The sequence below is a fragment of the Caulobacter sp. SRI_014 genome, assembly GCF_057586315.1.
Window position 1 is genome coordinate 940,869 of record NZ_JBYCZQ010000001.1, and the last position, 22,284, is coordinate 963,152.

At 69.7% G+C, this 22,284-nt stretch carries 18 protein-coding genes; 7 read left to right on the top strand and 11 right to left on the bottom strand.

Translation table 11 applies throughout. The features are described from left to right. The first annotated feature begins 250 nt into the window (after positions 1-250). Together AC2YG9_RS04885 and pbpC are read left to right on the top strand one after the other, a co-directional pair. The gene (locus tag AC2YG9_RS04885; RefSeq protein ID WP_487296920.1) at positions 251-5,260 is read left to right on the top strand and encodes an alpha-2-macroglobulin family protein; all 5,010 of its coding nucleotides are present in this window, start codon (positions 251-253) and stop codon (positions 5,258-5,260) included. 221 nt (positions 5,261-5,481) lie between these two features. Then, a complete protein-coding gene (pbpC, locus tag AC2YG9_RS04890) occupies positions 5,482-7,494 on the top strand; it encodes a penicillin-binding protein 1C (RefSeq protein ID WP_487296797.1) in 2,013 nt (670 codons plus the stop codon). A gap of 63 nt (positions 7,495-7,557) precedes the next feature. On the opposite strand, the gene rpsU is transcribed toward pbpC, so the two are convergent. Continuing rightward, entirely contained in the window at positions 7,558-7,791 is a 234-nt protein-coding gene (rpsU, locus tag AC2YG9_RS04895; protein WP_091735317.1) for a 30S ribosomal protein S21, read from the bottom strand. Positions 7,792-8,001: 210 nt separating this feature from the next. Here rpsU and AC2YG9_RS04900 point away from each other — a divergent pair, with 210 nt between their 5' ends. Then, the gene (locus tag AC2YG9_RS04900; RefSeq protein ID WP_487296798.1) at positions 8,002-8,661 is read left to right on the top strand and encodes a COQ9 family protein; all 660 of its coding nucleotides are present in this window, start codon (positions 8,002-8,004) and stop codon (positions 8,659-8,661) included. Then, positions 8,658-9,161 (top strand): GNAT family N-acetyltransferase, encoded by a 504-nt coding sequence (locus AC2YG9_RS04905; protein ID WP_487296799.1) that lies wholly within the window; start codon positions 8,658-8,660, stop codon positions 9,159-9,161. Before AC2YG9_RS04900 ends, AC2YG9_RS04905 begins: the two co-directional genes overlap by 4 nt. A gap of 245 nt (positions 9,162-9,406) precedes the next feature. Here AC2YG9_RS04905 and AC2YG9_RS04910 read toward each other — a convergent pair whose 3' ends face one another. Then, positions 9,407-10,489, bottom strand: coding sequence for a 5-(carboxyamino)imidazole ribonucleotide synthase (locus tag AC2YG9_RS04910; RefSeq protein WP_487296921.1), 1,083 nt, complete (start codon positions 10,487-10,489; stop codon positions 9,407-9,409). Beyond that, positions 10,486-10,971, bottom strand: a complete 486-nt coding sequence (gene purE, locus AC2YG9_RS04915; RefSeq protein WP_487296800.1) for a 5-(carboxyamino)imidazole ribonucleotide mutase — start codon at positions 10,969-10,971, stop codon at positions 10,486-10,488. Before purE ends, AC2YG9_RS04910 begins: the two co-directional genes overlap by 4 nt. Positions 10,972-11,070: 99 nt before the next feature. Between purE and AC2YG9_RS04920 the strand changes: the two genes are divergently transcribed. After that, complete coding sequence (locus tag AC2YG9_RS04920) at positions 11,071-11,787, top strand: GGDEF domain-containing protein (protein WP_487296801.1); 717 nt, start codon at positions 11,071-11,073, stop codon at positions 11,785-11,787. Here AC2YG9_RS04920 and AC2YG9_RS04925 read toward each other — a convergent pair. From AC2YG9_RS04925 to AC2YG9_RS04935, 3 genes are read right to left on the bottom strand one after another with little or no spacing between them, the layout of a single operon-like run. Beyond that, entirely contained in the window at positions 11,784-12,482 is a 699-nt protein-coding gene (locus AC2YG9_RS04925) for a TPM domain-containing protein (protein ID WP_487296802.1), read from the bottom strand. The two genes, AC2YG9_RS04920 and AC2YG9_RS04925, sit on opposite strands and share 4 nt — an antisense overlap. Position 12,483: 1 nt before the next feature. After that, complete coding sequence (locus tag AC2YG9_RS04930; protein ID WP_487296803.1) at positions 12,484-13,284, bottom strand: TPM domain-containing protein; 801 nt, start codon at positions 13,282-13,284, stop codon at positions 12,484-12,486. Between the two features lie 6 nt (positions 13,285-13,290). Next, positions 13,291-13,914 carry a LemA family protein gene (locus tag AC2YG9_RS04935; protein ID WP_487296804.1) on the bottom strand — a complete coding sequence of 208 codons (624 nt, stop codon included), beginning with the start codon at positions 13,912-13,914 and terminating at the stop codon, positions 13,291-13,293. Positions 13,915-14,047: 133 nt separating this feature from the next. Here AC2YG9_RS04935 and AC2YG9_RS04940 point away from each other — a divergent pair, with 133 nt between their 5' ends. Beyond that, positions 14,048-15,148 carry a Rieske 2Fe-2S domain-containing protein gene (locus tag AC2YG9_RS04940; protein WP_487296805.1) on the top strand — a complete coding sequence of 367 codons (1,101 nt, stop codon included), beginning with the start codon at positions 14,048-14,050 and terminating at the stop codon, positions 15,146-15,148. On the opposite strand, the gene AC2YG9_RS04945 is transcribed toward AC2YG9_RS04940, so the two are convergent. From AC2YG9_RS04945 to AC2YG9_RS04965, 5 genes are all read right to left on the bottom strand, one after another. Continuing rightward, positions 15,145-16,323 carry a low temperature requirement protein A gene (locus AC2YG9_RS04945; RefSeq protein ID WP_487296806.1) on the bottom strand — a complete coding sequence of 393 codons (1,179 nt, stop codon included), beginning with the start codon at positions 16,321-16,323 and terminating at the stop codon, positions 15,145-15,147. The genes AC2YG9_RS04940 and AC2YG9_RS04945 overlap by 4 nt on opposite strands. A 63-nt stretch (positions 16,324-16,386) precedes the next feature. Next, positions 16,387-17,694 (bottom strand): Hsp70 family protein, encoded by a 1,308-nt coding sequence (locus tag AC2YG9_RS04950; protein ID WP_487296807.1) that lies wholly within the window; start codon positions 17,692-17,694, stop codon positions 16,387-16,389. Positions 17,695-17,848: 154 nt separating this feature from the next. After that, a complete protein-coding gene (locus tag AC2YG9_RS04955; RefSeq protein WP_487296808.1) occupies positions 17,849-20,134 on the bottom strand; it encodes an NADP-dependent malic enzyme in 2,286 nt (761 codons plus the stop codon). Positions 20,135-20,237: 103 nt separating this feature from the next. Continuing rightward, positions 20,238-20,447 (bottom strand): hypothetical protein, encoded by a 210-nt coding sequence (locus AC2YG9_RS04960; protein ID WP_487296809.1) that lies wholly within the window; start codon positions 20,445-20,447, stop codon positions 20,238-20,240. Next, positions 20,444-21,337, bottom strand: a complete 894-nt coding sequence (locus AC2YG9_RS04965) for an alpha/beta fold hydrolase (RefSeq protein WP_487296810.1) — start codon at positions 21,335-21,337, stop codon at positions 20,444-20,446. Before AC2YG9_RS04965 ends, AC2YG9_RS04960 begins: the two co-directional genes overlap by 4 nt. 161 nt (positions 21,338-21,498) lie before the next feature. On the opposite strand from AC2YG9_RS04965, the gene dapB reads away from it, so the two are divergent. Then, on the top strand, positions 21,499-22,284 hold the full coding sequence (dapB, locus tag AC2YG9_RS04970; protein WP_487296811.1) for a 4-hydroxy-tetrahydrodipicolinate reductase: 786 nt from the start codon (positions 21,499-21,501) through the stop codon (positions 22,282-22,284).

The window sequence follows — 22,284 nt, forward strand, 5'->3', positions numbered from 1 at the left end:
AGGGTCGCGCTGGAAACCTGCCTGTTTCAGGTACCGGCTGGCCCGCCCCGCTACCCCCAATTTTCCCCTCCCGCACGAAGTTTGAACCGGCTCATTGACCGGCGTTCGACCTTGGCCTCATCCTCCGGAAAACACGCCTTTCTCAGGGGATGCGGCCATGGCGCCGAGCGACGACAACACCGGCGATCACGGCGCCGAGCCGGCCAGCGAGCCCGCCCGGAAATCCCGCTTCGGCGGGGGGAATTTCAGCATGCCCAGGGGCCTGTCGCCCACCGTCGCGGTGGTGGCGGCGGCGATGTTGGCGCTGGGGTTTGGCGGGGGGTATGTGGCGGCCACGACCGGGGTGTTCACCGGCGGGCAGGGCGGGCCCGGCGGGTCGGTGGCGACAGTGGAGAAGAACGGGCGGTCGCCCGGGGCGCTGGCCTGGAATCTGTTCGGCAAGCCTCGGGGGGCGAACGCGCCTCGGCGGGGGATTCCGAAGCCCGATGGGTTCGCGGTTTGGCGCACGCGGCTGGATACCAGCGCGGCCGAGCCGAAGGCCTGTGTCGAGATGTCCCGGGAGCTGGATGAGGCCAAGGCCTATGGGGACTATGTGCTGGTTTCGCCGGACCTGGGCGGGACGCCGGCGGTCAGCGTCAATCCGAAGAAGAAGACCGAGCTGTGCATCGCCGGCATGGGGTTCGATGACCGGCGGGTGACGCTGCTGAAAGGGCTGCCCGGCAAGGGCAATGACAAGCTGTCGGCCAATGCCGACGTCGACTTCACCTTTGGCGAGAAGCCGCCCTACGTCGGCTTCGCCGGCAACGGGGTGATCCTGCCGCGCGAGGACAGCGACGGGGTGGGGATCGAGACGGTCAATGTCTCGCGGCTGGCCATCGAGGTCTGGCGGGTGTCGGACCGCAACCTGGTGCGCAAGTCGATCAGTTCGCCCGATCCGACCGGCGAGGGCGACTGGGCCGGGGACTATGGCGACGACAGCCCCGACGACGAGGGCCGGGTGGTCTGGAAGGGCGACGTGGCGGTGCGCGGCGGCCAGGGCGAGCGGGTGACCACCGTCTTCCCGCTGGGCGCGGTGCTGAAGGAGATGAAGGCCGGCGGCTATGTGATCAAGGCGCGGGACGCCTCGGCCGGGGTCAAGCAGGACGGCGAGGGCGAGGGCACCAATCCGGCCCAGGCGCGGCGCTGGATCATGTTCACCGACATGGCGCTGGCCGGGTACGACGGGGCCGAGAGCCTGGACGTGGTGGTGCGGTCGCTGAAGTCGGCGAAGACCATGGCCGGGGTGCGGGTCGCCCTGGTGGCGCGCAATGGCGAGGACCTGGCCGAGGCCAAGAGCGACGGCAGCGGGCGGGTGCGGTTCCTGCGGCCGCTGCTGAAGGGCGAGAATGGGCTGAAGCCCAAGATGGTCATGGCCTATGGGCCGCAGGGCGATCTGGCGGTGCTGGACCTGGACCGGTCGCCGGTCGATCTGTCGAAACAGGGCGTAGGCGGTCGGAGTGGGCCGGCGCCCGATGAAGACGAGACGGGCGGGCGGATCGCCGGGGCCGATGTCGATGGGTTCCTGTATGGCGACCGGGGCATCTATCGGCCGGGCGAGACAGTGCACCTGACCGCCATGATCCGCGATCTGCAGTCCAGGGCGGTGAAGAACCGCAAGGGCGTGATCACGGTGAAGCGGCCTTCGGGGGTCGAGTTCAAGAAGTTCGCCTTTGACGGGGCGCCCAAGGGGGCGGTCAGCTATGACGTCGCCCTGCCCAAGAGCGCGCCGCGCGGGCGATGGACGGCGACCCTGACCATCGAGGGGCTGGAGGGCGAGGCGGGCAGTCTGTCGTTCTCGGTCGAGGATTTCGCGCCGCAGCGGCTGGCCGTCGATACCGAGGGCAACGCCAAGGTTCCGGTCACCGCCGGCGAGACGCGCAATGTCGCGGTCACGGCGCGGTTCCTCTACGGGGCGGTGGGCGCGGGACTGCAGACCCAGGGCGAGGCGCGGTTGAGCGCCGATCCGAACCCCTTCCCGGCCTATAAGGATTTCCGCTGGGGCGACGAGAAGGACAGTTTCCAGGAGAAGTTCCTGGAGCTGGGCAGCTCGGTCACCGACGGCGAGGGCAAGGCCATCCTGGCCATCGATAGCGGCGAGGCCGGCGAGACGGCGGTTCCGCTGAAGGTGTCGGTCACGGCTAGCGTGTTCGAGCCGGGCGGTCGGCCGGTGCGCGAGAGCCTGTTCCTGAAGGTTCGGACCAAGCCGCTCTACTTCGGCGTCAAGATCGACGAGGGTGAGGGCGGCGGGTCGAACCCGACGGTCGGCATCGACGTCATTGCCGTCAATGCGGCGGGGGCGCGGGTTGCGGCGCCGGGGACGACCTACACCCTGATCAGCGAGAACTGGGACTATGACTGGTTCCAGCAGGACGGGCGCTGGCAATGGCGGCGGACCAGCCGTGACGCGGTGATCACCAAGCAGACGATCACCGTCGGCGCCGGGGCGCCGGCCAAGATCGGGCGGCGTCTGGAATGGGGCGACTACCGGCTGGAGATCGAGGGGCCGAACGGGGCCAAGACCCTGATCCGCTTCTCCTCGGGCTGGGGCAGCGCGGCCCAGGACGGAGAGGCGCCCGACTTCGTGCGCATCGGCCTGACCAGCAAGAACCCGGGCCAGGGCGACACCATCGACCTGACCATCAAGTCGCCGTACGCCGGCGAGGCCCAGGTGGCGGTGGCCACCGACCGGGTGATCGAGTTCAAGACCTTCGCCGTGCCGGCGGGGGGCACGACGCTGAAGCTGAAGACCAGCGCGGCCTGGGGCGGCGGGGCCTATGTCCTGGTCAGCGTGGTGCAGCCGCGCGATCCGGTGGCGACGCCGAAGCCGCGCCGGGCGCTGGGGCTGATCTATGTGCCGCTGGACCCGAAGGGGCGGAAGCTGACCGTCGAGCTGGGCACCCCTGAGAAGCTGGGCGCCAAGGCCGATGTGGTCGTGCCTGTGACGGTCAAGGGTCTGGGCGTCGGCCAGCGGGCCAAGGTCACCGTCGCGGCGGTGGACGAGGGGATCCTCAGGCTGACCAAGTTCGCCAGTCCCGATCCGGCCAAGTGGTATTTCGGCAAGCGAGCCCTGACCATCGACTACATGGACGACTACGGGCGGCTGCTGGACGCCAACCTCGGGGCGCCGGCGAACGTCAACTTCGGCGGCGACCAGCTGGGCGGCGAGGGGCTGACGGTGACGCCGATCAAGTCGGTGGCGCTGTGGAGCGGCATCGTCGAGACCGACATGTTCGGCAAGGCGACGGTCAGGCTGCCGGCGGCCGACTTCAACGGCGAGCTGCGGGTCATGGCCGTGGCCTGGACGGATGAGGCGGTCGGCTCGGCTGCGAAGCCGATGACGGTGCGCGAGCCGGTGGTGGCGGACCTGAACCTGCCCCGGTTCCTCAGCCCCGGCGACAAGCCGACAGCGACGCTGGAGCTGCACAATGTCGAGGGCAAGGCCGGCGACTACACGGTCGAGACCAGCGCCACCAATGGCATCGTCATGCAGTTCAAGAAGGTGGTGCGGCTGATCCTGGGCCAGCGGATCGCCGAGAAGATCCCCTTCCTGGCGCCGGACCGGATCGGCATCGGCGAGGTCAGCTTCAAGGTGGCCGGGCCTGACTTCTCGACCGCCAAGAGCTATCCGATCCAGAGCCGGCTGGGCTGGGGCGCGGTGACCCGCGCCACCACCGAGCAACAGGCGGGCGGCGCGACCTGGACGCCGGACGCGGCCCTGCTGTCGGGCATGGCGGCGGGCGATGTGACGCTGCAGGTCAGCTACTCGCCGTTCAAGGGCTTCGACCCGGCGGCGATCGCGGCGGCCCTGTCGCGGTACCCGTACGGGTGCACGGAACAGACGGTGTCGGTGGCCTATCCGCTGCTCTATGCGCGGCAGGTGGCGCCCGATCCGAAGGACCGCAAGTCGAGCGCGGCCTTGAACGAGGCGGTCGGCAAGCTGCTCGACCGGCAGACGCTGGACGGGGCCTTCGGGCTCTGGCGGGTGGGCGACGGCGAGGCGGACGCCTGGCTGGGCGCCTATGCGACCGACTTCCTGGTCGAGGCCAAGTCGCGCGGCGCGCCGGTTCCGGACAGCGCCCTGCAGCGGGCCATGTCGGCGATGCGGGCCATCAGCCGGCCGGACGGCTGGGTCTCGGTCGGTTACCGCACCGAGTATCCGGCCTGGTGGGCGCGCAGCGAGGCGGAGTCCAAGCTGGCCACCGAACGGATGCGGAGCAGAGCCTCGGCCTACGCCCTCTATGTGCTGGCCAAGGGGGGTCAGGGCGATCTGGCGCGGCTGCGCTGGTGGCACGATGTGCAGATGAAGAAGGACGACAACCCGGTGGCCCGGGCGCAGGTCGCCGCCGGCCTGGCCCTGATGGGCGACAAGGCCCGGGCGCGGTCGGCGCTGAAGGGGGCGGTGGCCAAGCTGGGCTACCGTGACGAGCAGGACTGGTACCAGAGCCCCCTGCGCGACATCGCCGCCGTCATCGCCTACGGCTATGAGGCCGGCGAGCCCGCCATCGTGCGGCCGCTGGTCGACCGGCTGGACGGCGTGGTGCGCGATCCGGACTCGCTGAATACGCAGGAGCAGGCGCGCCTGCTGCAGGCGGCCGCGGCGATGATGAAGGCCAGCGGGCCGATCAACATCGAGGCGGTCGGCGCCACGGCCCTGGAACCGGCCGGCGGCGTGCCGCGCTGGGCGGTCGGCAAGCTGCAGGACGCGCGGTTCACCAACAAGGGCGGGACGTTGTGGCGGACGGTGACGGTGCGGGGGACGCCCCTGGTGGCGCCCGGCGCCGGAGCCAGCGGGGTCAGCGTCGGCAAGCAGCTCTTCACCATGCAGGGCGGCGGCGTGAACCTCGGCGGCGTGACCCAGGGCGACCGGATCATCGTGCTGCTGACCGGACGGTCGAGCCAGGGACGCACGATTGCCCTGGTCGTCGACGATCCGCTGCCGGCCGGGTTCGAGATCGAGACCGTGCTGTCGCCGGAAGACGCCAAGGACGGTCCGTTCAAGTTCCTCGGCGAACTGACCGGGGCGGATGTCCAGGAGTCGCGGGATGACCGCTACATCGCGGCATTGGACCTGGAGGGGAACAAGCCGTTCGCCCTGGCCTATGTGGCAAGGGCGGTGACCCCCGGCGACTTCTTCTACCCGGGCCCGCAGGCGCAGGACATGTACCGTCCGGCGGTGAACGGGCGCGGTGGAGCGAGCCGGGTGGTGATCGTCGGGCGGTGAGCAAACGTCGTGCGTGAGTTTGAGCGTCTCCCTTCCCCTCGAGGGGGAAGGGTCGGGGATGGGGTGTTCGCACCGGTCCATGTGGGAGCGCTCGCCAAGGCGCCGGCGCCCAGGTGAGCCCCTCCGTCATCAGCGGGGACACACCCCCTCCCAACCCTCCCCCCTCGAGGGGGAGGGCTTGGCCGCCGCCTGAGCGCTTCATTCCCCTGATCGTCCGGCTGTTGATCCTCCTCGTCGCCGTCCAGACCGTCCTCATCGCCCTCGACCTCGCCTTCCCACCGGACATGGGCCGGGCGGAGCGGTCCTCCCCCGTCGCGCTTGACCGCAACGGCGCCTGGCTGCGCGCCCTGCCCGTCGAAAACGGCCGCTGGCGCATCCGGGCCGACCTTTCCCGCACCGACAAGACCTTCCAGCGGCGGGTGATCCGCATCGAGGACCAGCGGTTCTGGGTTCATCCAGGGGTCGATCCCCTCTCCCTGGTCCGGGCCGTCGGCAGCGCGGCGATCCGGGGCCGGGTGACCAGCGGGGCCTCGACCCTGACCATGCAGACGGCGCGGCTGCTCGAACCCCGGCCGCGCAACGTCGGGTCCAAGCTGATCGAGATGGTGCGGGCGCTGCAGCTCGAGGCGCGGATGTCGAAGAAGGAGATCCTCGCCCTCTACCTGACCCTGGCGCCCTACGGCGGCAATCTGGAGGGGGTGCGGGCCGCCTCGCTCAGCTATTTCGGCCATGAGCCCGAGAGCCTGACCAACGGCGAACAGGCCCTGCTGATCGCCCTGCCCCAGGCGCCGGAGGGCCGGCGGCCGGACCGCTTCCCCGACGCCGCGCGGCGGGCGCGGGACACGGTGCTGAGCCGGATGATCCGCTCGGGGATGATCAGCGAGGCCGCCGGGCATGAGGCGGAGACGGAAGCCCTGCCCCGGCGCGCGGCCTTCCCGTCCAACGCCTGGCACATCTCCGGACAGCTGGCGCGGGCGGCGGACTGGCGGACGCCGAGCGTGCATTCGACCATCGATGCAGGCCTGCAGGCGCGGCTGGAGCCGCTGGCGGCCAGTTACGCGCGGGCGCAGGGGCCGGAGGCGACGGCGGCCATCCTGGTGGTCGAGATCGAGGGGCGGGCGGTGCGGGCCGTGGTCGGGTCGGCAGGGCTGGACCGGCCGGGCGGCTGGATCGACATGACCCGGGCGGTGCGCTCGCCGGGCTCGGCGCTGAAGCCCTTCATCTATGCGATGGCCTTCGATGACGGCAAGGCGGCGCCGGACACCCGCATCCAGGACGTGGCCACGCGGTTCAAGGACTATCAACCGGAGAACTTCGACCGGGTGTTCCGGGGTGAGGTGACGGCGTCGGAGGCCCTGGCCCATTCGCTGAACGTCCCGGCCGTGGCGATGATGGAGAAGATCGGGCCGCGCAGTTTCCTGGGGCGGCTGGAGAATGTCGGCGTCGAGCTCAAGCGCCCCGACACCGGCCGGCCGGACCCGGGGCTGGCGATTGCGCTGGGCGGCGAGGGCATCACCCTGCGCGACCTGGCGGTGCTCTATTGCGCGCTCGGCGACGAGGGGCTGGCCAAGCCGCTGGCCTTCACCGAGGAGGACGCGCGGCGGAACGGGCGGTCCGGCGGACGGAGGCTGGTCGGCGCCAAGGCTGCGGACCAGGTGCTCGACATCCTGCGCGACGCGCCGGGGCCCAAGGGGCGGATCCCCAGCGCGCTGACGCGGGGCGGCCCGGGCCTGGCCTTCAAGACCGGCACCTCCTACGGCTTCCGCGACGCCGTGGCGGCGGGGGTGGCCGGCGGCTATGTGATCATCGTCTGGACCGGGCGCGCCGACGGCGGCGCGCGCGGGGGTTTGACGGGGCGCGAGGCGTCGCTGCCGCTGCTGTTCGATGTGGCGGATCTGGTCGGGGGCCAGAGAAGCGCCCCGCCGCCGATTGCACCCAAGGCGGCGCCACAAGCCCTGCAGCGCCTGGAGAAGGCCGATGCCGGCCCGCGCCTGATCTTCCCGCCGGACCGGGCGACGGTGCAGGTCGACAGCTTCGGCCCTGGATCACGCGGCCTGGCGCTGGCGGCCGGCGGCGAGGGCCTGAGCTGGTACATCGACGGGGCGCCGATTCCCGTGGAGCCGATCAGCGGCAAGCCGATCTGGCGGCCGGCGGCGCCGGGATTCTATGCCGTGAAGGTGATCGACAGCGCCGGGCGCGAGGCCAAGGCGCGGGTGCGGATCAAGGGGGGATAGGGCTCAAGCAAAAGGGCCGCCGGTTTCCCGACGGCCCTTTCGAACTTCAAGCAGAAGCGTCGCCTACCGGGCGGGCTTCTTCGGGGCCGCGATCAGGCCTTCACGCTGGGCGCGCTTGCGGGCCAGCTTGCGGGCGCGACGGACGGCTTCGGCCTTTTGACGGGCGCGCTTTTCCGACGGCTTTTCGTAATGGACGTGGCGCTTCATCTCGCGGAACGAGCCTTCGCGCTGCATCTTCTTCTTCAGGGCCTTAAGCGCCTGGTCGACATTGTTGTCGCGGACGAAAATCTGAACCAGGGGTATCTCTCCTTCGGCTGCCCGCCGCACGCCTGAGCGGCAGGGCGGTCGAAAACAAATATCTGCGGACCCCCACAGAGAAAGTCCCTGTCGGAGCAAGGCGCGCGGGATAGCAGAGGCAGGCGGCCTTGTCCACGGTGCGGCGCCAATCAATGAGTCGGATCAACGGCTTGTCGCCACGCCGCCACAGCCGCGTATAGAATGGACGCCATGACCGCCGCTGCTGAAACGACCGTCAAGGGCCAGGACTGGGCTTCCGAAACCGAGGGCCGCATCCTCGACGAGGCCCTGCCGCTGTGCGTCCACATGGGCTGGACCCGGCCGATGACCCTGGCCGCCGGACGCAAGGCGGGGCTGACCGCCGGCGAGACCGATCTGTTGTTGCCGCATGGGCCGCGCGACCTGGCCGCCCTGCTCTCGCGCCGCCATGACGCGATGGCCCTGACCGCCCTGCCCGATCCGGCGGGCCTGAAGATTCGCCAGCGCATCCGGGCCGCCGTCGAGGCGCGGCTGGAAGCCGCCAGCGGCGACCGCGAGGCGTTGCGGCGCTGGGCGGGGTATCTGAGCCTGCCGCTCAACCTGCCGCTGGCCCTGCGGCTGGTGTGGGAGAGCGCCGATGGGCTGTGGCGCTGGGCCGGGGATACGGCGACCGACGAGAACCACTATTCGAAGCGGGCGATTCTCTCGGCCATCCTGGTGTCGACCACGGCGATCGACCTGGCGTCGGGGCGGGAGGCGGCGCTGAGCTACCTCGACGCCCGAATCCAGAACGTCATGGACTTCGAGAAGTGGAAGGCGGGACTGAACCCCGCTGATCTCGCCCGCGAGGTCGCCGGGGCGTTGGCTTCGATCCGCTACGGGCGGCCGTGAGCGTTGTCGTGCGGCCGGCGGCGCCGGCGGACCGGGCGCTGATCGAAGGCCTGATGCAGTTCTACGTCTATGACTTTTCAGAGCTGGAGCCGAAGGGGTCGGACCGGTTCGATGTCGATGCGGACGGGCGGTTCGAGGCCTATCCGCTCGACCCCTATTGGCGGGACGAGGGGTACTGGCCGCTTGTGATCGAGGTTGACGGCAAGGCGGCGGGTTTCGCCCTGGTCAACCAGCAGAGCCATCGCGGGGCGGTCAACGACCGGCACATGGGCGAGTTCTTCGTGGCCCGGAAATTCCGCAAGGGCGGGGTGGGGACAGAGGCGCTGCGGCAGGTGTTCGGGCTGCATCCCGGGGTGTGGGAAGTGGCTGTGGTCGAGCGCAATGCGGCGGCGAAGGGGTTCTGGGCGCAGGCGCTCCGCAGTTGCGGCGGGCGGGATGTGGCGCAGCACGAGGGCGACGGCGTTCACTGGACGGGGCCGATCTGGAGCTTTCGGATCTAGCGGAGGCAGCGCCCTCCCAAGCTCTCCCCCCGCGAAGTGGGGGGAGGACCGCTTTCGAGCCTCGAGCGAGAAAGCAGGAGGCGGGCCCACCGGCGGTGGGGATTTCGCGCTGTTCCGTTACGCGCCGGCGTCGGTGTTGGCAGCGCACGACCGCCGGTGGAAGTCCCGTCTCCTGTTTTGTCGCTCGCGCTCCAAAACGGTCCTCCGCCCCAAGGGCGGAGAGCGAGAACTCATTGGCCGTCGCTCTACAGCGGCCCCCGCATGCGGTTCACGTGGGCCATCTTCCTGCCAGGGACGGTTTCGCGTTTGCCGTAGAGGTGGACCCTCGCGTCGGGGTCGGCGGCGAGTTTGGGCCAGGTGTCGACCTCATCGCCGAGGAGGTTGAGCATCTCGACGCGGGCCAACGCCGCCGTCGAGCCCAGCGGCCAGCCGGCGACGGCGCGGATGTGCTGTTCGAACTGGTCGACGGCGCAGCCGTCCTGGGTCCAGTGGCCGGTGTTGTGGACGCGCGGGGCGATCTCGTTGACCAGCAGCTGGCCGTCGGCGAGTTGGAACAGCTCGACGCCCATGACCCCGACGTAGTCGAGGCCGTCCATGATCTGCAGGGCGATGCGTTCGGCCTGGTCGAGCAGGGCCTGGTCGGCGGCGGCCGGCGCCACCGTGCGGCGCAGGACGCCGCCCTCGTGGTGATTTTCGCCGAGCGGATAGACGGCGGTCTCGCCGTCGCGGCCCCGGGCGGCGATGACCGACAGCTCGCGCACGAAATCGGCGCGGGCTTCGAGGATGGCGGGCTTGCCGCCGATCAGGTCAAAGGCGGCGGCCTCGTCGGCCAGCTTTTCGATCCAGGTCTGCCCCTTGCCGTCATAGCCCTCGCGGCGGGTCTTCAAGAGGCAGGGGTGACCCAGCGCCTGGGCGGCGGCCGGGATGTCGGCCGGGCCGTCGATGGCGGCGAAGGCGACGGTCGGGGCGCCGACCGCGTTGAGGTAGGTCTTTTCGCTGACCCGGTCCTGGGCGACGGCAAGGGCCATCGGTCCAGGCGCGACACGGGCCCCCAGATCGATCAGGGCGTCGACCGTGGCGGCCGGGACGTTCTCGAACTCATAGGTGATGACATCGCAGAGGCGGGCGAAGGCGGCGAGACTGACCGGCTCGTCATAGGGGGCGACGATCGTCTCGCGCACCACGCGGGAGGCCGGGCTGTCCTCGTCAGGGGTATAGATGACCACGTCGAGGCCAAGCCGGGCGGCGGCCAGGGCCAACATGCGGCCCAGCTGTCCCCCGCCGAGGACGCCGATGGTGGATCCGGGGGCGAGGGGAAAGCTCATCAGTCTTCGACCGTTTCGGCGACCGCCTCAGTCTGGCGGGCGCGGAAGTCGGCCAGGCGGCCACTGAGCGCCTCATCGGAGAGGGCGAGGATCTGGGCGGCCAGCAGGCCGGCGTTCTTGGCCCCCGCCACCCCGACGGCCAGGGTCGCGACCGGGATGCCGCCGGGCATCTGGACGATGGACAGCAAGCTATCCAAACCATTCTGCAGCTTGCTCTCGACCGGCACGCCGAGCACCGGCAGGTCGGTCATCGAGGCGGTCATGCCCGGCAGGTGGGCGGCGCCGCCGGCCCCGGCGATGATCACCTTGACGCCCGCGGCCTTGGCGCCCTTGGCGAAGGCGTAGAGCCTGTCTGGGGTGCGGTGGGCGGAGACGACCTTGGCCTCATAGGCCACGCCGAGCGCGTCGAGGCTGTCGGCCGCATGCTTCATGGTCGGCCAGTCGGACCGGCTGCCCATGATGATCGCCACCGGCGCTGCGCTCATGTCACATCCTCAGAAGGAAAGGGGCGCTGTATAGCAGGCCTTGTTGCGCCGCAACCGATGGAACAGAATCATCGAGGGCGGGCGAAGGATGATTCTGCGATGAAGATCGGCGGTGCGAGAGCGGAAGCCTTTTCGGCCATCCGTCGGCGTGCCCTCACCGCAGCCGGGGCGCAGGTCACCGGCCAGGCGTCGGAGGCCGACAAGGCCGGGTTCCTGGGCCTGACCGAAGCCGAGCTGACCCCCAGCGTGCAGGGCGCGCTGAAGACGCTGCTGGGCGAGATCGACGACCTGCGCGGCGAGGTTTCGCGGCTGAAGGGCCAGCTGTCCGAAATGGAAGGCCTGGCCGACCGCGATGTGCTGACCCCGGTGTTGAACCGGCGGGCCTTCATGCGGGAACTGGGGCGGATTTCGACATTTGCCCAGCGCTACGGGGCCGACGCGTCCCTGGTCTATTTCGACCTCGACGGCTTCAAGAGCGTCAACGACCGGTTCGGCCATGCGGCCGGTGATGCGGCGCTCAAGGCCGTGGCCGAACGGCTGGTGGCCAATGTCCGGGACAGTGACATCGTCGGACGCCTCGGCGGCGACGAGTTCGCGGTCATTCTTGTGCAGGCCGATCTGGCGACAGCAAAGGCCAAGGCCGAAAGCCTGGTCAAGGTGATCGAGGGTGCGCCGGTGACCTTCGGCGACTGGTCGGCGCCGCTGCACATCACCGCCGGGGTGCGCCAGATCGAGCCCGGCGCCGATCCGGAAACCGCCTTGGCCGAGGCTGACGCCACCATGTACGTGCGCAAGCGCGACCGGCCGGCGGACTAGGCCCGCTCGTCCAGGATCACGATGCGGTTCGACAGTTCGTTGGGATTGTCGGCGCGCGGTGGGACATGGGCGGCCAGGATGTCGCCCGACTTTTCGATAGCGGCGATGTAGCCCCCCGCGAGGTCGCCCGAGCGCAGGCCGGCGACCAGCAGGGCGACGACCTCTTCCCAGACGGCGGGCGGGGCGGCGAGATAGATGGTTTCGTCTGCGATGACCTCGGCGCGACGCTCCTCCAGCGCGGCGAAGATCAGGACGCCGGTGCGGTCCTTGGTCAGGTGCAGGCCGTGGCTGAGGAACTGGTCGAGGGTGGCGCGACGGACGCGATCGGTCTTCAGGGGGCCGGGGGTGGCGAAACGGCGGACCGCCGGGATCATCATGGCCGCCAGCACCAACAGGAATACCGCCAGCTGCAGACCGATGTAGGCGGCCAGGGAGGCCAGCACCGTGTGGCCGACCGACAGCTCGTGACCGACCGTCCAGCCGCCCAGCAGGGTCTCAAGCGCCCGGGGCCGCAGACCGGCCAGCAGGGCCACCGGTGGCAGCGCCAGGGCCAGCAACGCAGCCCAGACGACAGGGACCTCTCGGTAGGCCGAGGCGCGGGGGGCGACGACGCAATAGATCTCGCCGGCCGTGCGGGTTTCGGCGGCGGCCACGGCGGCGGCGATGCGGATCTGGTCGGCGGAGGTCAGTTGCATGTCACCAGTTTCCCGAGGCGCCGCCGCCCCCGAACGAACCGCCGCCGCCGGAAAAGCCGCCCCCGCCGCCGCCGCTCGACCAGCCGCCGCCACCGCCCCGGCTGCTCCAGCCGCCGCTGCTGCTGGCGGCGTTGAGCAGGATCCAGGGCAGGGCCGCGCCGAGGCCGGAGCGGCGCCGTCCCCGACCGCCGAGGCGGCTGAGCAGGATGATGACGACGAAAAAGATGATCGGGATCAGGATGAGCGGAAAGCCGCCGCCGCGCTCGCGGGCCGGGGCTTCGGCCGCCTTGACGTTGGCGCGGGCTTCGCCGACCGGCAGGGTCAGCTGGTCGATCAGGCTGTTGGTCCCGGCGACGATGCCGCCCTGCATGTCGCCGGCCTTGAACTTCGGCAGGATGACGCTCTGGATGATGACGCTGGACAGGGCGTCGGTCAGGAAAGGTTCGAGGTCGTAGCCGACCTCGATGCGCACCGCCCGCTGGTTGGGGGCGACGATCAGCAGGGCGCCGTTGTCGGCCTTGGCTTCGCCGAGGCCCCAGGTTCGCCCGAGGCGGTAGCCGTAGTCCTCGATCTCCAACCCGCCGAGGTCCGGCAGGGTGACCACGACCAGCTGGCGGCCGGTGGTCGTTTCCAGGCTCTCCAGCTTGCGCGTCAGATCGGCCTCGGCGGCAGCGTCGAGCAGGTTGGCGTTGTCGACCACCCGTCCGGTCAGGGGCGGGAAGGTCGGCGGCGCGGCGAGAGCAGGCGCTGCGATCAGCAGCAGCGCCAGGCCGATCAGCCAACCTCTGAAGACGCGAACCATCGGCGGCTACTGGACCTTCGGCGGCGGCGGGGTGTCGAAGGAAACGTTCGGCGCGGTCTGGGCGGCGGCGGCGGCCTGGAACGGCAGGGCCGGCTTCTGGCTGCGGTAGAAGGTGGCGGCCCAGATCGAGGTCGGGAGCGTACGCAGCGACGTGTTGTAGCTTTGGACGGCCTCATTGTAGTCGGTGCGGGCGACGCCGATGCGATTCTCGGTGCCTTCCAGCTGGCTCTGCAGGGCCAGGAAGTTGGCGTTGGACTTGAGGTCCGGATACTGCTCCTGGATGACCATCAAGCGGCCAAGGACGCCGGTCAGGTTGTCCTGCGCGGCCTGGTATTCGGCGAACTTCTGCGGATCGGTGATGGTCGAGGCGTCGACCTTGACCTGGGTGGCGCTGGCCCGCGCCTCTGTCACCGCGACCAGCACGTCCTTTTCCTGGGCGGCGTAGCCCTTCACCGTGGCCACGAGATTCGGAATCAGGTCGGCGCGACGCTGGTACTGATTTTGGACGTTGCCCCAGGCGGCCTTCACGGCCTCATCCTTCGTCGGGATGGTGTTGATGCCGCAACCGGCCAGGGCGGCCGCCAGCAGCAGGGCGGGCAGGACGCGGAAGATCGAGGTCGTACGGGTCATCGCGAAAGAGCCTCCCATGGAACGCGGCATCGCCGGCGCGGATCGCAGCCTAGCACCAACGCACGCCGCCCGCTTGCGCTGCATCAATGTGCGGACTTGGACGTCACGCTTTGCAGGCGGTATGAAGCGACCCATGGCCGACGGCGAAACCCCCAAAGCAAAAACCCCCGCGACGCGGTTCGGGACCGGCTTCCTGCGCGACATCTGGTACTTCGCGGCCCTGAGCGGCGACGTGAAGGCCGGGGCCATGGCGCGGCACGAGATGCTGGGCGAGCCGGTGCTGATCGGGCGCGACCGCAAGGGTGCGCTGTTTGCCTTGCGCGATGTTTGTCCCCACCGGGCGGCGCCGCTGTCGGCCGGGCGGATCACCAGCGAGGCCGATGGCCAGACGTCCGTCGAATGCCCCTATCACGGCTGGCGGTTCGGGCGGTCGGGCGAGTGCAAGGCGGTGCCGTCGCTGACCGCCGACCAGCCGATGGATGTCAGCCGCATCCGGGTGAAGCGCTATCCGGTGGCCGAGAGCCAGGGGATGGTCTGGGTGTGGATGGCGTCCGATCCCCGCTTCGATGGCGACCCGGCCGAGCCGCCGGCGCAGTTTCCGGGCGTGGTCGGGGGCGGGCCGAAGATCATCGACCGTATGGTTTTCGACAGCCATATCGACCATGCGGTGGTCGGGCTGATGGACCCGGCCCACGGGCCTTACGTACACCAGCAGTGGTGGTGGCGGTCGAAAGGCAGCCAGCACGACAAGGCCAAGAAATTCGAGCCGCGCGAGGCCGGGTTCTCGATGATCCGCCACGAGCCGTCGAAGAATTCGCGCGCCTACGCCATCCTCGGCGGCGAGCCGCTGACCGAGATCACCTTCCGGCTGCCGGGGCTGCGCTGGGAGCACATCACCATCGGGCGTAAGCAGGTGCTGTCGCTGACCTGCCTGACGCCGATCCATGACACAGCCACGCGGATCACCCAGATCCTGTGGTCGGACCACCCGGCCTTCTTCTTCCTCAAGCCGTTCGTGGCGGCCGGGGCGCGGGCCTTCCTGCGCCAGGACGCGGCCATGGTGAACCTGCAGAACGAGGGGCTGAAGTACGATCCCTCCCTGCTGTGGGTCGACGACGCCGACACCCAGGCCAAGTGGTACCAGCAGCTGAAGAAGGAATGGACGGCCTCGCGGGCCGCCGATCGGGCCTTCGAGAACCCGGTCAAGGCCGTGACGCTGAAGTGGCGGAGTTAGGCTGACGCCGCGCCGCGCTTGAGGGCGATGGTCTCCCAGGCGCCGACGAAGATCAGCACCCCGGTGGCGATGGCCCCGAGGGCCAGGGGCGGCAGCATCAGGCTGAAGGGGGCGACGGCGGCCAGCAGGGCGATGCCGGTCAGGCGGCTGGGCGAGACCTTGCCGAACACCGCCAGTTTGAACAGGCCGACGCCGAGTAGGTAGAGGGCCGGGCCGCCGAGGACAGCGAGCGCGATCTTCGGCTCGGTGTGGCCGAGGGGATGGTGCAGCACCCACTCATCGCCGACCGCCGTGACGATGATGCCGGCGATGGGGACGACGTGGACATAGGTGTAGGCCAGCCGGGCGATGCGGCCAGGATCGCTGGATCTGGCGATGGTCTCGGTGGCGGCGCCGGCGGCGGCCGAGAAGTAGATCCACCACATGGCGACGCTGCCGAGGAAGGAGACACCCAGGGCGACGGCGTTCTCCCAGGTCCAGTCGAGTCCGGCGGCCGTGGCCCCCATGACCAGGATGGATTCGCCGAGCGCGATGATCGTGAACAGGCCGAGCCGTTCGGACAGGTGATGGCCCTCGACCGTCCAGTCGCCGGTGTGGGAGCGGCCAAGGCCCGGAACCACGAAGCTGAGGGCCGGGCCGATGCTGTCGACGCCGAGCGCCGCCAGCCAGAACCACAGGCGGGCCTCTTCAGACGCGAAGCCGCCGGCGGCCCAGAGCAGGGCCGCGCCGCCGTGCCAGACGAGAATCCGCTGGAAGTTTTCGTGCAGCACCTTGTCGCCGCGCACGGCCCAGAGGACGAAGCCGGTGCGCAGGATCTGGAAGAAGGCGAAGGCGACCCCGAAGGCCGCGCCATGCTTGCCGAACGCCTCCGGCAGGGCGGCGGACATCACCACGCCGGCGCCCATCATCGTAAACAGCAGGCCGCGGACGAGGGGCTTGTCGACGTCCAGCCAGTTGGTCGCCCAGGCGGTGTCGATCCAGCCCCACCAGACGGCGCCGAGCAGAATGGCGGTGTGGAGCAGGCCCTCGGGCGTCGGGTGCGCGATCAGGCTGTGGCTGAGCTGGGTGACGGCGAAGACGAAGATCAGGTCGAAGAAGAGTTCGACGTTTCCGACGGGGGCGTGCTTGCCGGTGCGGGTGCGCAGCAGGGCGTGGTTTGCGTGGTTGTCGGGCATGGGGGGAGGCTAACGCGGGGGGTGGCGGCGTCAACGTCGTCCCTCCCCATTCGGTGAGGGAGGTCAGGCCCGCTGGCTCCACAGGTCGGCGTCGGGTTCGGCGCCGATGAGGGCGAGGCCGGTGGCAATGGAGACGAGTTCGGCGCCGGACTCCAGCTTTTCGGAGCCGAAGCGGCGGGCGAAGATGCCCCGCACAGCGGGGACGAAGCTGGAACCGCCGGTGAGGAAGACGCGGTCGACGCCGGTCTCGTCGAGGCCGGCGCGGGCCAGGGCCTCGTCGACGGCGCCTTCGATGGCCTTCAGTTCAGGGGCGATCCAGGCGTCGAAGTCGCTGCGCTGGACCGTCTGCTGCATGCGGATCGAGCCTTCCTCGAACAGGAACTCGGCCTCCTCCTGGACCGACAGGGCCTCCTTGAGCCGCGAGACCGACTGGTAGAGGCGGTAGCCGTGGTTGTCGTCGAGCATCTCGACCAGGCGTTCGATCTTCTCCGGCTCCAGGGCGGAGCGGACCAGGCCCCGGATGTCGCGCATGTCGCGGCTGGCCCGCAGGATGGCCAGCTGTTCCCAGCGGGCGAAGGCGGAGAAGTAGCGGTTGGGGATAGGCAGGATGTTGTCGAAGGCGCGGTAGCTGCTGCCCTTGCCGAGGCGCGGCGAGACCAGGTGGTCGATGATCCGGTAGTCGAAGGCGTCGCCGGCCACCCCGACCCCGCTGTTGGCCAGGCCCTGGGAGCGGATGGTCCCGCCCTGGCGCTCGAAGCGGACGAGGGAGAAGTCGCTGGTGCCGCCGCCGAAGTCGGCGACCAGGACAGTGGCGTCCTGTTTAAGCTGCCGGGCGAAAAAGAAGGCGGCGGCGACCGGTTCGTAGGCGTAGCGGATGTCCTCGAAGCCCATCCAGCGGAAGGCGTCCTGATAGCGGGTCAGGGCCAGCTGGGGGTCGGGACGCAGGCCGGCGAAGTTGACCGGACGGCCGACGATGACCCGTTTCGGGAGCTCGGCGAGTTCGGCCCCGGCGTGATCGCGGACCTTGCCGAGGAAGGCGCTGAGCAGGTCCTGGAAGGCGAAGCGTTTGCGCAGGATTTCGGTGTCGGTGAACAGGGGGCTGGCGGCATAGGACTTGAACGACTGGATGAAGCGGGTTTCCAGCGGCTCTTCCAGATAGGTGTCGATGGCCCAGGGGCCGGCCTCGACCTCACGGCCATTGGGATCGTGATTGGGCGCGTGGAAGCTCAGGGCCGACCGGAAGGCGACGATATCGGCGTCGTCCCTGGGGAAGTGGATCAGGCGGGCGTCCCCGCCCGGGGTGGTAATCGAGACGACGGTGTTGGTCGTTCCGAAGTCGATGCCGAGAACGGGCTCGTGCGGAGTGGTCATGGTGTTTTCCAACGCAGATGCGCCCCCGGCCGGTCAGGCACGGGGGTCATGTCTAGGTTTCGGGGTTGCGGTGCGCGTCACGGGCGTTGGGCCGCGACGCGAGTCGCGGCTTCAGGCCTGGCGCAAGGTGTCCATGATCATGAAACCATAACCCTCATCCTTCCTGCGCGGGCTGCTCGTAGGCCGCCATCATCGCCATGTTGAGGATGCGCGAGACCGAGGCCGACAGCGGACAGATCTGCACGGATCTGGAGAGGCCCAGCAGCACCGGGCCGATCACCGTTGCGCCGCCCAGGCTCTGGACCAGCTTGGTCGAGATCGAGGCCGAGTGGATAGCCGGCATGACCAGGATGTTGGCCGGGCCGGTCAGGCGCATGAAGGGGTAGTTGCCGCGCAGCTCGGGGTCGAGCGCCAGCTCGGGCGGCATCTCCCCCTCGTACTCGAAGTCGATGCCGTCCATGTGGTCGAGCATGGCGACGGCGTCGCGCACCTTTTCGCTCCGCTCACCCATCGGATTGCCGAAGGCCGAGTAGCTCATGAAGGCGACGCGCGGGACGTAGCCCAGCCGCTTGACCGCCGAGGCGGCCTCGACGGCGATTTCCACCAGGTCCTCGGCGTCGGGCATCTCGGTGACGTTGGTGTCGGCGATGAAGATGGGCGAGCCCTTGGCCAGCAGGATCGACATGCCCATCACCCGGCCGCCGGGCGCGGGGTCGATGACCCGGGTCACCTCTTCCAGCACCTGGTCGAAGCTGCGGGTGACGCCGGTGACCATGCCGTCGGCGTCGCCGGCCGCCAGCATCGAGGCGGCAAAGCTGTTGCGGTCCTGGTTGATCAGGCGCTGGACGTCGCGCTTGAGGTAGCCGTCGCGCTGCAGCCGGGCATAGAGGTAGTCGACGTAGTCGGGATTGCGGTCCGACAGGCGGGCGTTGACGATCTCGATGTTGACCTCGGCCGGGTCGAGACCGGCCAGGACCATATTCTCGCGGACCAGTTCTTCGCGGCCGCAGAGGATGGCCTTGCCCAGACCCTGCTGCTCGAAGGCGTAGGCGGCGCGGATGACGCTCGGCTCCTCGCCTTCGGCGAAGACGATGCGCTTGGGGGTCTGCGACTGCACCCCGCCCGAGACCTTCTGCAGGAAGCCGGCGGTGGGGTCGAGGCGGCGGGCCAGGCGGGCGCGGTAGGCGTCCATGTCGTCGATCGGCTTGCGGGCGACCCCGGTGTCCATCGCCGCCTGGGCGACGAAGGGCGGGATGTACCAGATCAGGCGCGGATCGAACGGCGTCGGAATGATGTAGTCGGGGCCGAAACGCAGGTGGCGACCGTGATAGGCGGCGGCGACCTCGTCCGGCACGTCCTCGCGGGCCAGCATCGCCAGCGCGTTGGCGCAGGCGATCTTCATTTCCATGTTCACCCGCCGGGCGCGCACATCGAGGGCGCCGCGGAAGATGTAGGGGAAGCCCAGGACGTTGTTGACCTGGTTGGCGTAGTCACTCCGGCCGGTGCCGACGATGGCGTCGCCGCGGACCTGCGCCACCTCTTCCGGGGTGATCTCCGGGTCGGGGTTGGCCATGGCGAAGATCAGCGGGTTGGGCGCCATCGAGGCGACCATCTCCTTGGTCACCGCGCCCTTGGCGGAAAGGCCGATGAAGACATCAGCGCCGACCATGGCCTCAGCCAGCGTGCGGTGCGGCGTGTCGGTGGCGTGGGCGCTCTTCCACTGGTTCATGTCCTCCGTGCGGCCCCGGTAGAGGACGCCCTTGCGATCGACGGCGATGACATTGGACGGGGTGACCCCCATCGCCTTCATCAGTTCGAGCGTCGCGATGCCGGCGGCGCCGGGACCGTTGAGGACGACCTTGACGTCCTTCAGCTGGCGGCCGCTGATCTCGCAGGCGTTGATCAGGCCGGCGCAGGTGATGATGGCCGTGCCGTGCTGGTCATCGTGGAAGACCGGGATGTCGAGCAGCTCCTGCAGCTCGGTCTCGATGCGGAAGCATTCGGGGGACTTGATGTCCTCCAGATTGATGCCGCCGAAGGTGACGCCGATGTTCTTGACGACGGTGATGATCTCGTCGGGGTCCTCGGTGGAGACCTCGATGTCGATGGCGTCGACGTCGGCGAAGCGTTTGAAGAGGACGCCCTTGCCTTCCATCACCGGCTTGGACGCCAGGGCGCCGAGGTTGCCGAGGCCGAGGATGGCCGTGCCGTTGGAGATCACCGCCACCAGGTTGCCCTTGGAGGTGTAGTCGTAGGCCAGCTCCGGGTTCTCGGCGATGGCCAGCACCGGCACGGCGACGCCGGGCGAATAGGCGAGCGACAGGTCCCGCTGGGTGGCCATCGGTTTGGTCGCGGCGATGGCGATCTTCCCCGGCGTCGGGAACTGGTGGAAGGCCAGCGCTTCCTCGTCGGTGAAGGTCTTCTTCTCGGACTCGTTCATGATCGCCTTGCGGGTCGCGGGCGCGCGCGGCTGGGCGCCTCGTCAAGTGGAAAGGCGCGCAACCTAACGACCGAGGCCCTTCGGAACAACCGCTGACGAAACGTCAGCGGTTGCCGTGGTTCCCCGCCCGCTTGCAGTCGCTCGGAATGAGCTTGTCCACCTTGCCGGTCTGGCGGACGTCTTCGATCGCCTTGCCGACGCAGCTCCTGGCGTCCGGCACCCCGGCGCGCAGCCAGACCGCCGCGCCGACGAGGATCAGCAGCAGGGCGACCAAGGCCAGCAGGCCGACGTTGCGGGTCGGGCGGAGGATCACGCCTCCGCCTTGGCCCTGGCGGCCACGCCGGCGATGGCGTCGACGATCTGGTCCCAGAAGACCGGCGGCACGTCGTGGCCCATGCCCGGGATGACCAGCAGCTCGGCGCCGGGGATGTTGGCGACGGTGTCGTGGGCCCCGGCGACATTGACCAGGGCGTCGGCCTCGCCGTGGATGACCATGGTCGGGGCGGTGATCCCCTTCAGCTTGGGCCGGCGGTCGGGCGAGGCGAGGACGGCGGCGTACTGGCGCATGAAGCCGGCCGGGTAGTAGCTGCGCTGGGCGTCGGCGGCCATCCGCTCGCGCAGGGCGGCCTCGTCGATGTGGTCGGGCGAGCCGATGATGCGGGCGGTCTTCACCCCGGCGGCGAGGAAGCCTTCCAGATCGTCGTTGGGGTTCGGAGCTGGAGTGCTCAAGGCGGCCATGGCCTCGGGCGTGCCGGTCGGCAGCTCGCGGTTGCCGGTGGTCGACATGATCGAGGTCAGGCTGAGGGTGTGGCCCGGGAAGTCGGCGGCGACCAGCTGGGCGATCATGCCGCCCATCGAGGCGCCGACGATGTGGGCCTTCTTGATCCCAAGGGCGTCGAGGACGCCGACGGCGTCCTCGCTCATTTCCCTGAGGGTGTAGGCGACCGGCGGGGTCTGGCCGCTGGCGAAGGCGGTGAAGACGGCGGCCATGTCGGGCAGGCCGGCCTCGTCCATCTTGCTGGACAGGCCGATGTCGCGGTTGTCGAAGCGGATAACCCGGAAGCCCTTGGCCGCCAGGGCGTCGCAGAAGCCCTCTGGCCAGCGGGTCATCTGGGCGCCCAGGCCCATGATCAGCAGCAGGGGCTCGCCCGCGCCGCGCTCGTCGTACTCGATGGTGATGCCGTTGGCGGAAAGCTGGGCCATGGGTTTCCTCGTGATCTCGTTGCCGCCAGTTTCGAATGCCGGGTACGCCGCCGTCAATTCTGTCCACCGCCGCGGGTGCGATTTCCCCGGTCCTGGTCGGGGTTTGCATTGATTTCCCGCCCGCCTGTGCTTTGTTCCCATCCCGTTTCAAGGAGCCGCCCGTGACCGCACCCCCCGTCCGTCTCGCCATCGCCGGGGCGCTGGGCCGTATGGGGCAGGCCGTGGAGCGCACCGCGCAGGGCCGCGAGGACGTGGCGGTGAGCGCCCGCTTTGATCGTCCGGGGACGGAGCGCGAAGGCCTGGTCAGCCAGGCCCTGGCCCTGGCGCAGGCCGACGTCGTCATCGACTTTACCGTGCCGGAGGCCAGCGTCGCCCTCGCCGAGGCGGCGGCCGGCCGGGGCGGGGTGGCCCTGGTCATCGGCTCGACTGGCCTGTCGCCGGACCAGATCCGCCGTATCGATGAGGCGGCCAGGCGCATCCCCATCGTTCGCTCGGGCAACTACAGCCTCGGGGTCAACATGCTGCTGGGGCTGGTGGCCCAGGCGGCGAGGGCGCTGCCGGACGACTTCGACATCGAGGTCTTCGAAGCCCACCACCGGCGCAAGGTCGACGCCCCCTCGGGCACCGCCCTGATGCTGGGCGAAGCCGCCGCCAAAGGGCGTGGGGTGGCCCTGAGTGAGGCGCGACTGCCGCCGCATGACGGCATCACGGGTCCGCGCAAGGCGGGCGGCATCGGCTTTTCCGTCGTGCGCGGCGGCGGCATCATCGGCGATCACAGCGTCATCTTCGCCGGCGAGGAGGAGGTGCTGACCCTCTCCCACAGCGCCAGCGACCGGGGCCTGTTCGCCCGCGGGGCCATCGCGGCGGCGACCTGGGTCGCCCGCCAGCCGCCCGGACTTTACGACATGCAGGACGTGTTGGGCTTGAAGAGCCCTGCTGGGGAGTGA

What these genes read in the sequence shown, in the direction of transcription:
- AC2YG9_RS04885 (WP_487296920.1), top strand. Translation starts at nt 251, where the DNA reads ATGCCCAGGGGCCTGTCGCCCACCGTCGCGGTGGTGGCGGCGGCGATG.
- AC2YG9_RS04900 (WP_487296798.1), top strand. Translation starts at nt 8,002, where the DNA reads ATGACCGCCGCTGCTGAAACGACCGTCAAGGGCCAGGACTGGGCTTCC.
- purE (WP_487296800.1), bottom strand. Translation starts at nt 10,971, where the DNA reads ATGAGCGCAGCGCCGGTGGCGATCATCATGGGCAGCCGGTCCGACTGG.
- AC2YG9_RS04920 (WP_487296801.1), top strand. Translation starts at nt 11,071, where the DNA reads ATGAAGATCGGCGGTGCGAGAGCGGAAGCCTTTTCGGCCATCCGTCGG.
- AC2YG9_RS04925 (WP_487296802.1), bottom strand. Translation starts at nt 12,482, where the DNA reads ATGCAACTGACCTCCGCCGACCAGATCCGCATCGCCGCCGCCGTGGCC.
- AC2YG9_RS04930 (WP_487296803.1), bottom strand. Translation starts at nt 13,284, where the DNA reads ATGGTTCGCGTCTTCAGAGGTTGGCTGATCGGCCTGGCGCTGCTGCTG.
- AC2YG9_RS04935 (WP_487296804.1), bottom strand. Translation starts at nt 13,914, where the DNA reads ATGACCCGTACGACCTCGATCTTCCGCGTCCTGCCCGCCCTGCTGCTG.
- AC2YG9_RS04940 (WP_487296805.1), top strand. Translation starts at nt 14,048, where the DNA reads ATGGCCGACGGCGAAACCCCCAAAGCAAAAACCCCCGCGACGCGGTTC.
- AC2YG9_RS04945 (WP_487296806.1), bottom strand. Translation starts at nt 16,323, where the DNA reads ATGCCCGACAACCACGCAAACCACGCCCTGCTGCGCACCCGCACCGGC.
- AC2YG9_RS04950 (WP_487296807.1), bottom strand. Translation starts at nt 17,694, where the DNA reads ATGACCACTCCGCACGAGCCCGTTCTCGGCATCGACTTCGGAACGACC.
- AC2YG9_RS04955 (WP_487296808.1), bottom strand. Translation starts at nt 20,134, where the DNA reads ATGAACGAGTCCGAGAAGAAGACCTTCACCGACGAGGAAGCGCTGGCC.
- AC2YG9_RS04965 (WP_487296810.1), bottom strand. Translation starts at nt 21,337, where the DNA reads ATGGCCCAGCTTTCCGCCAACGGCATCACCATCGAGTACGACGAGCGC.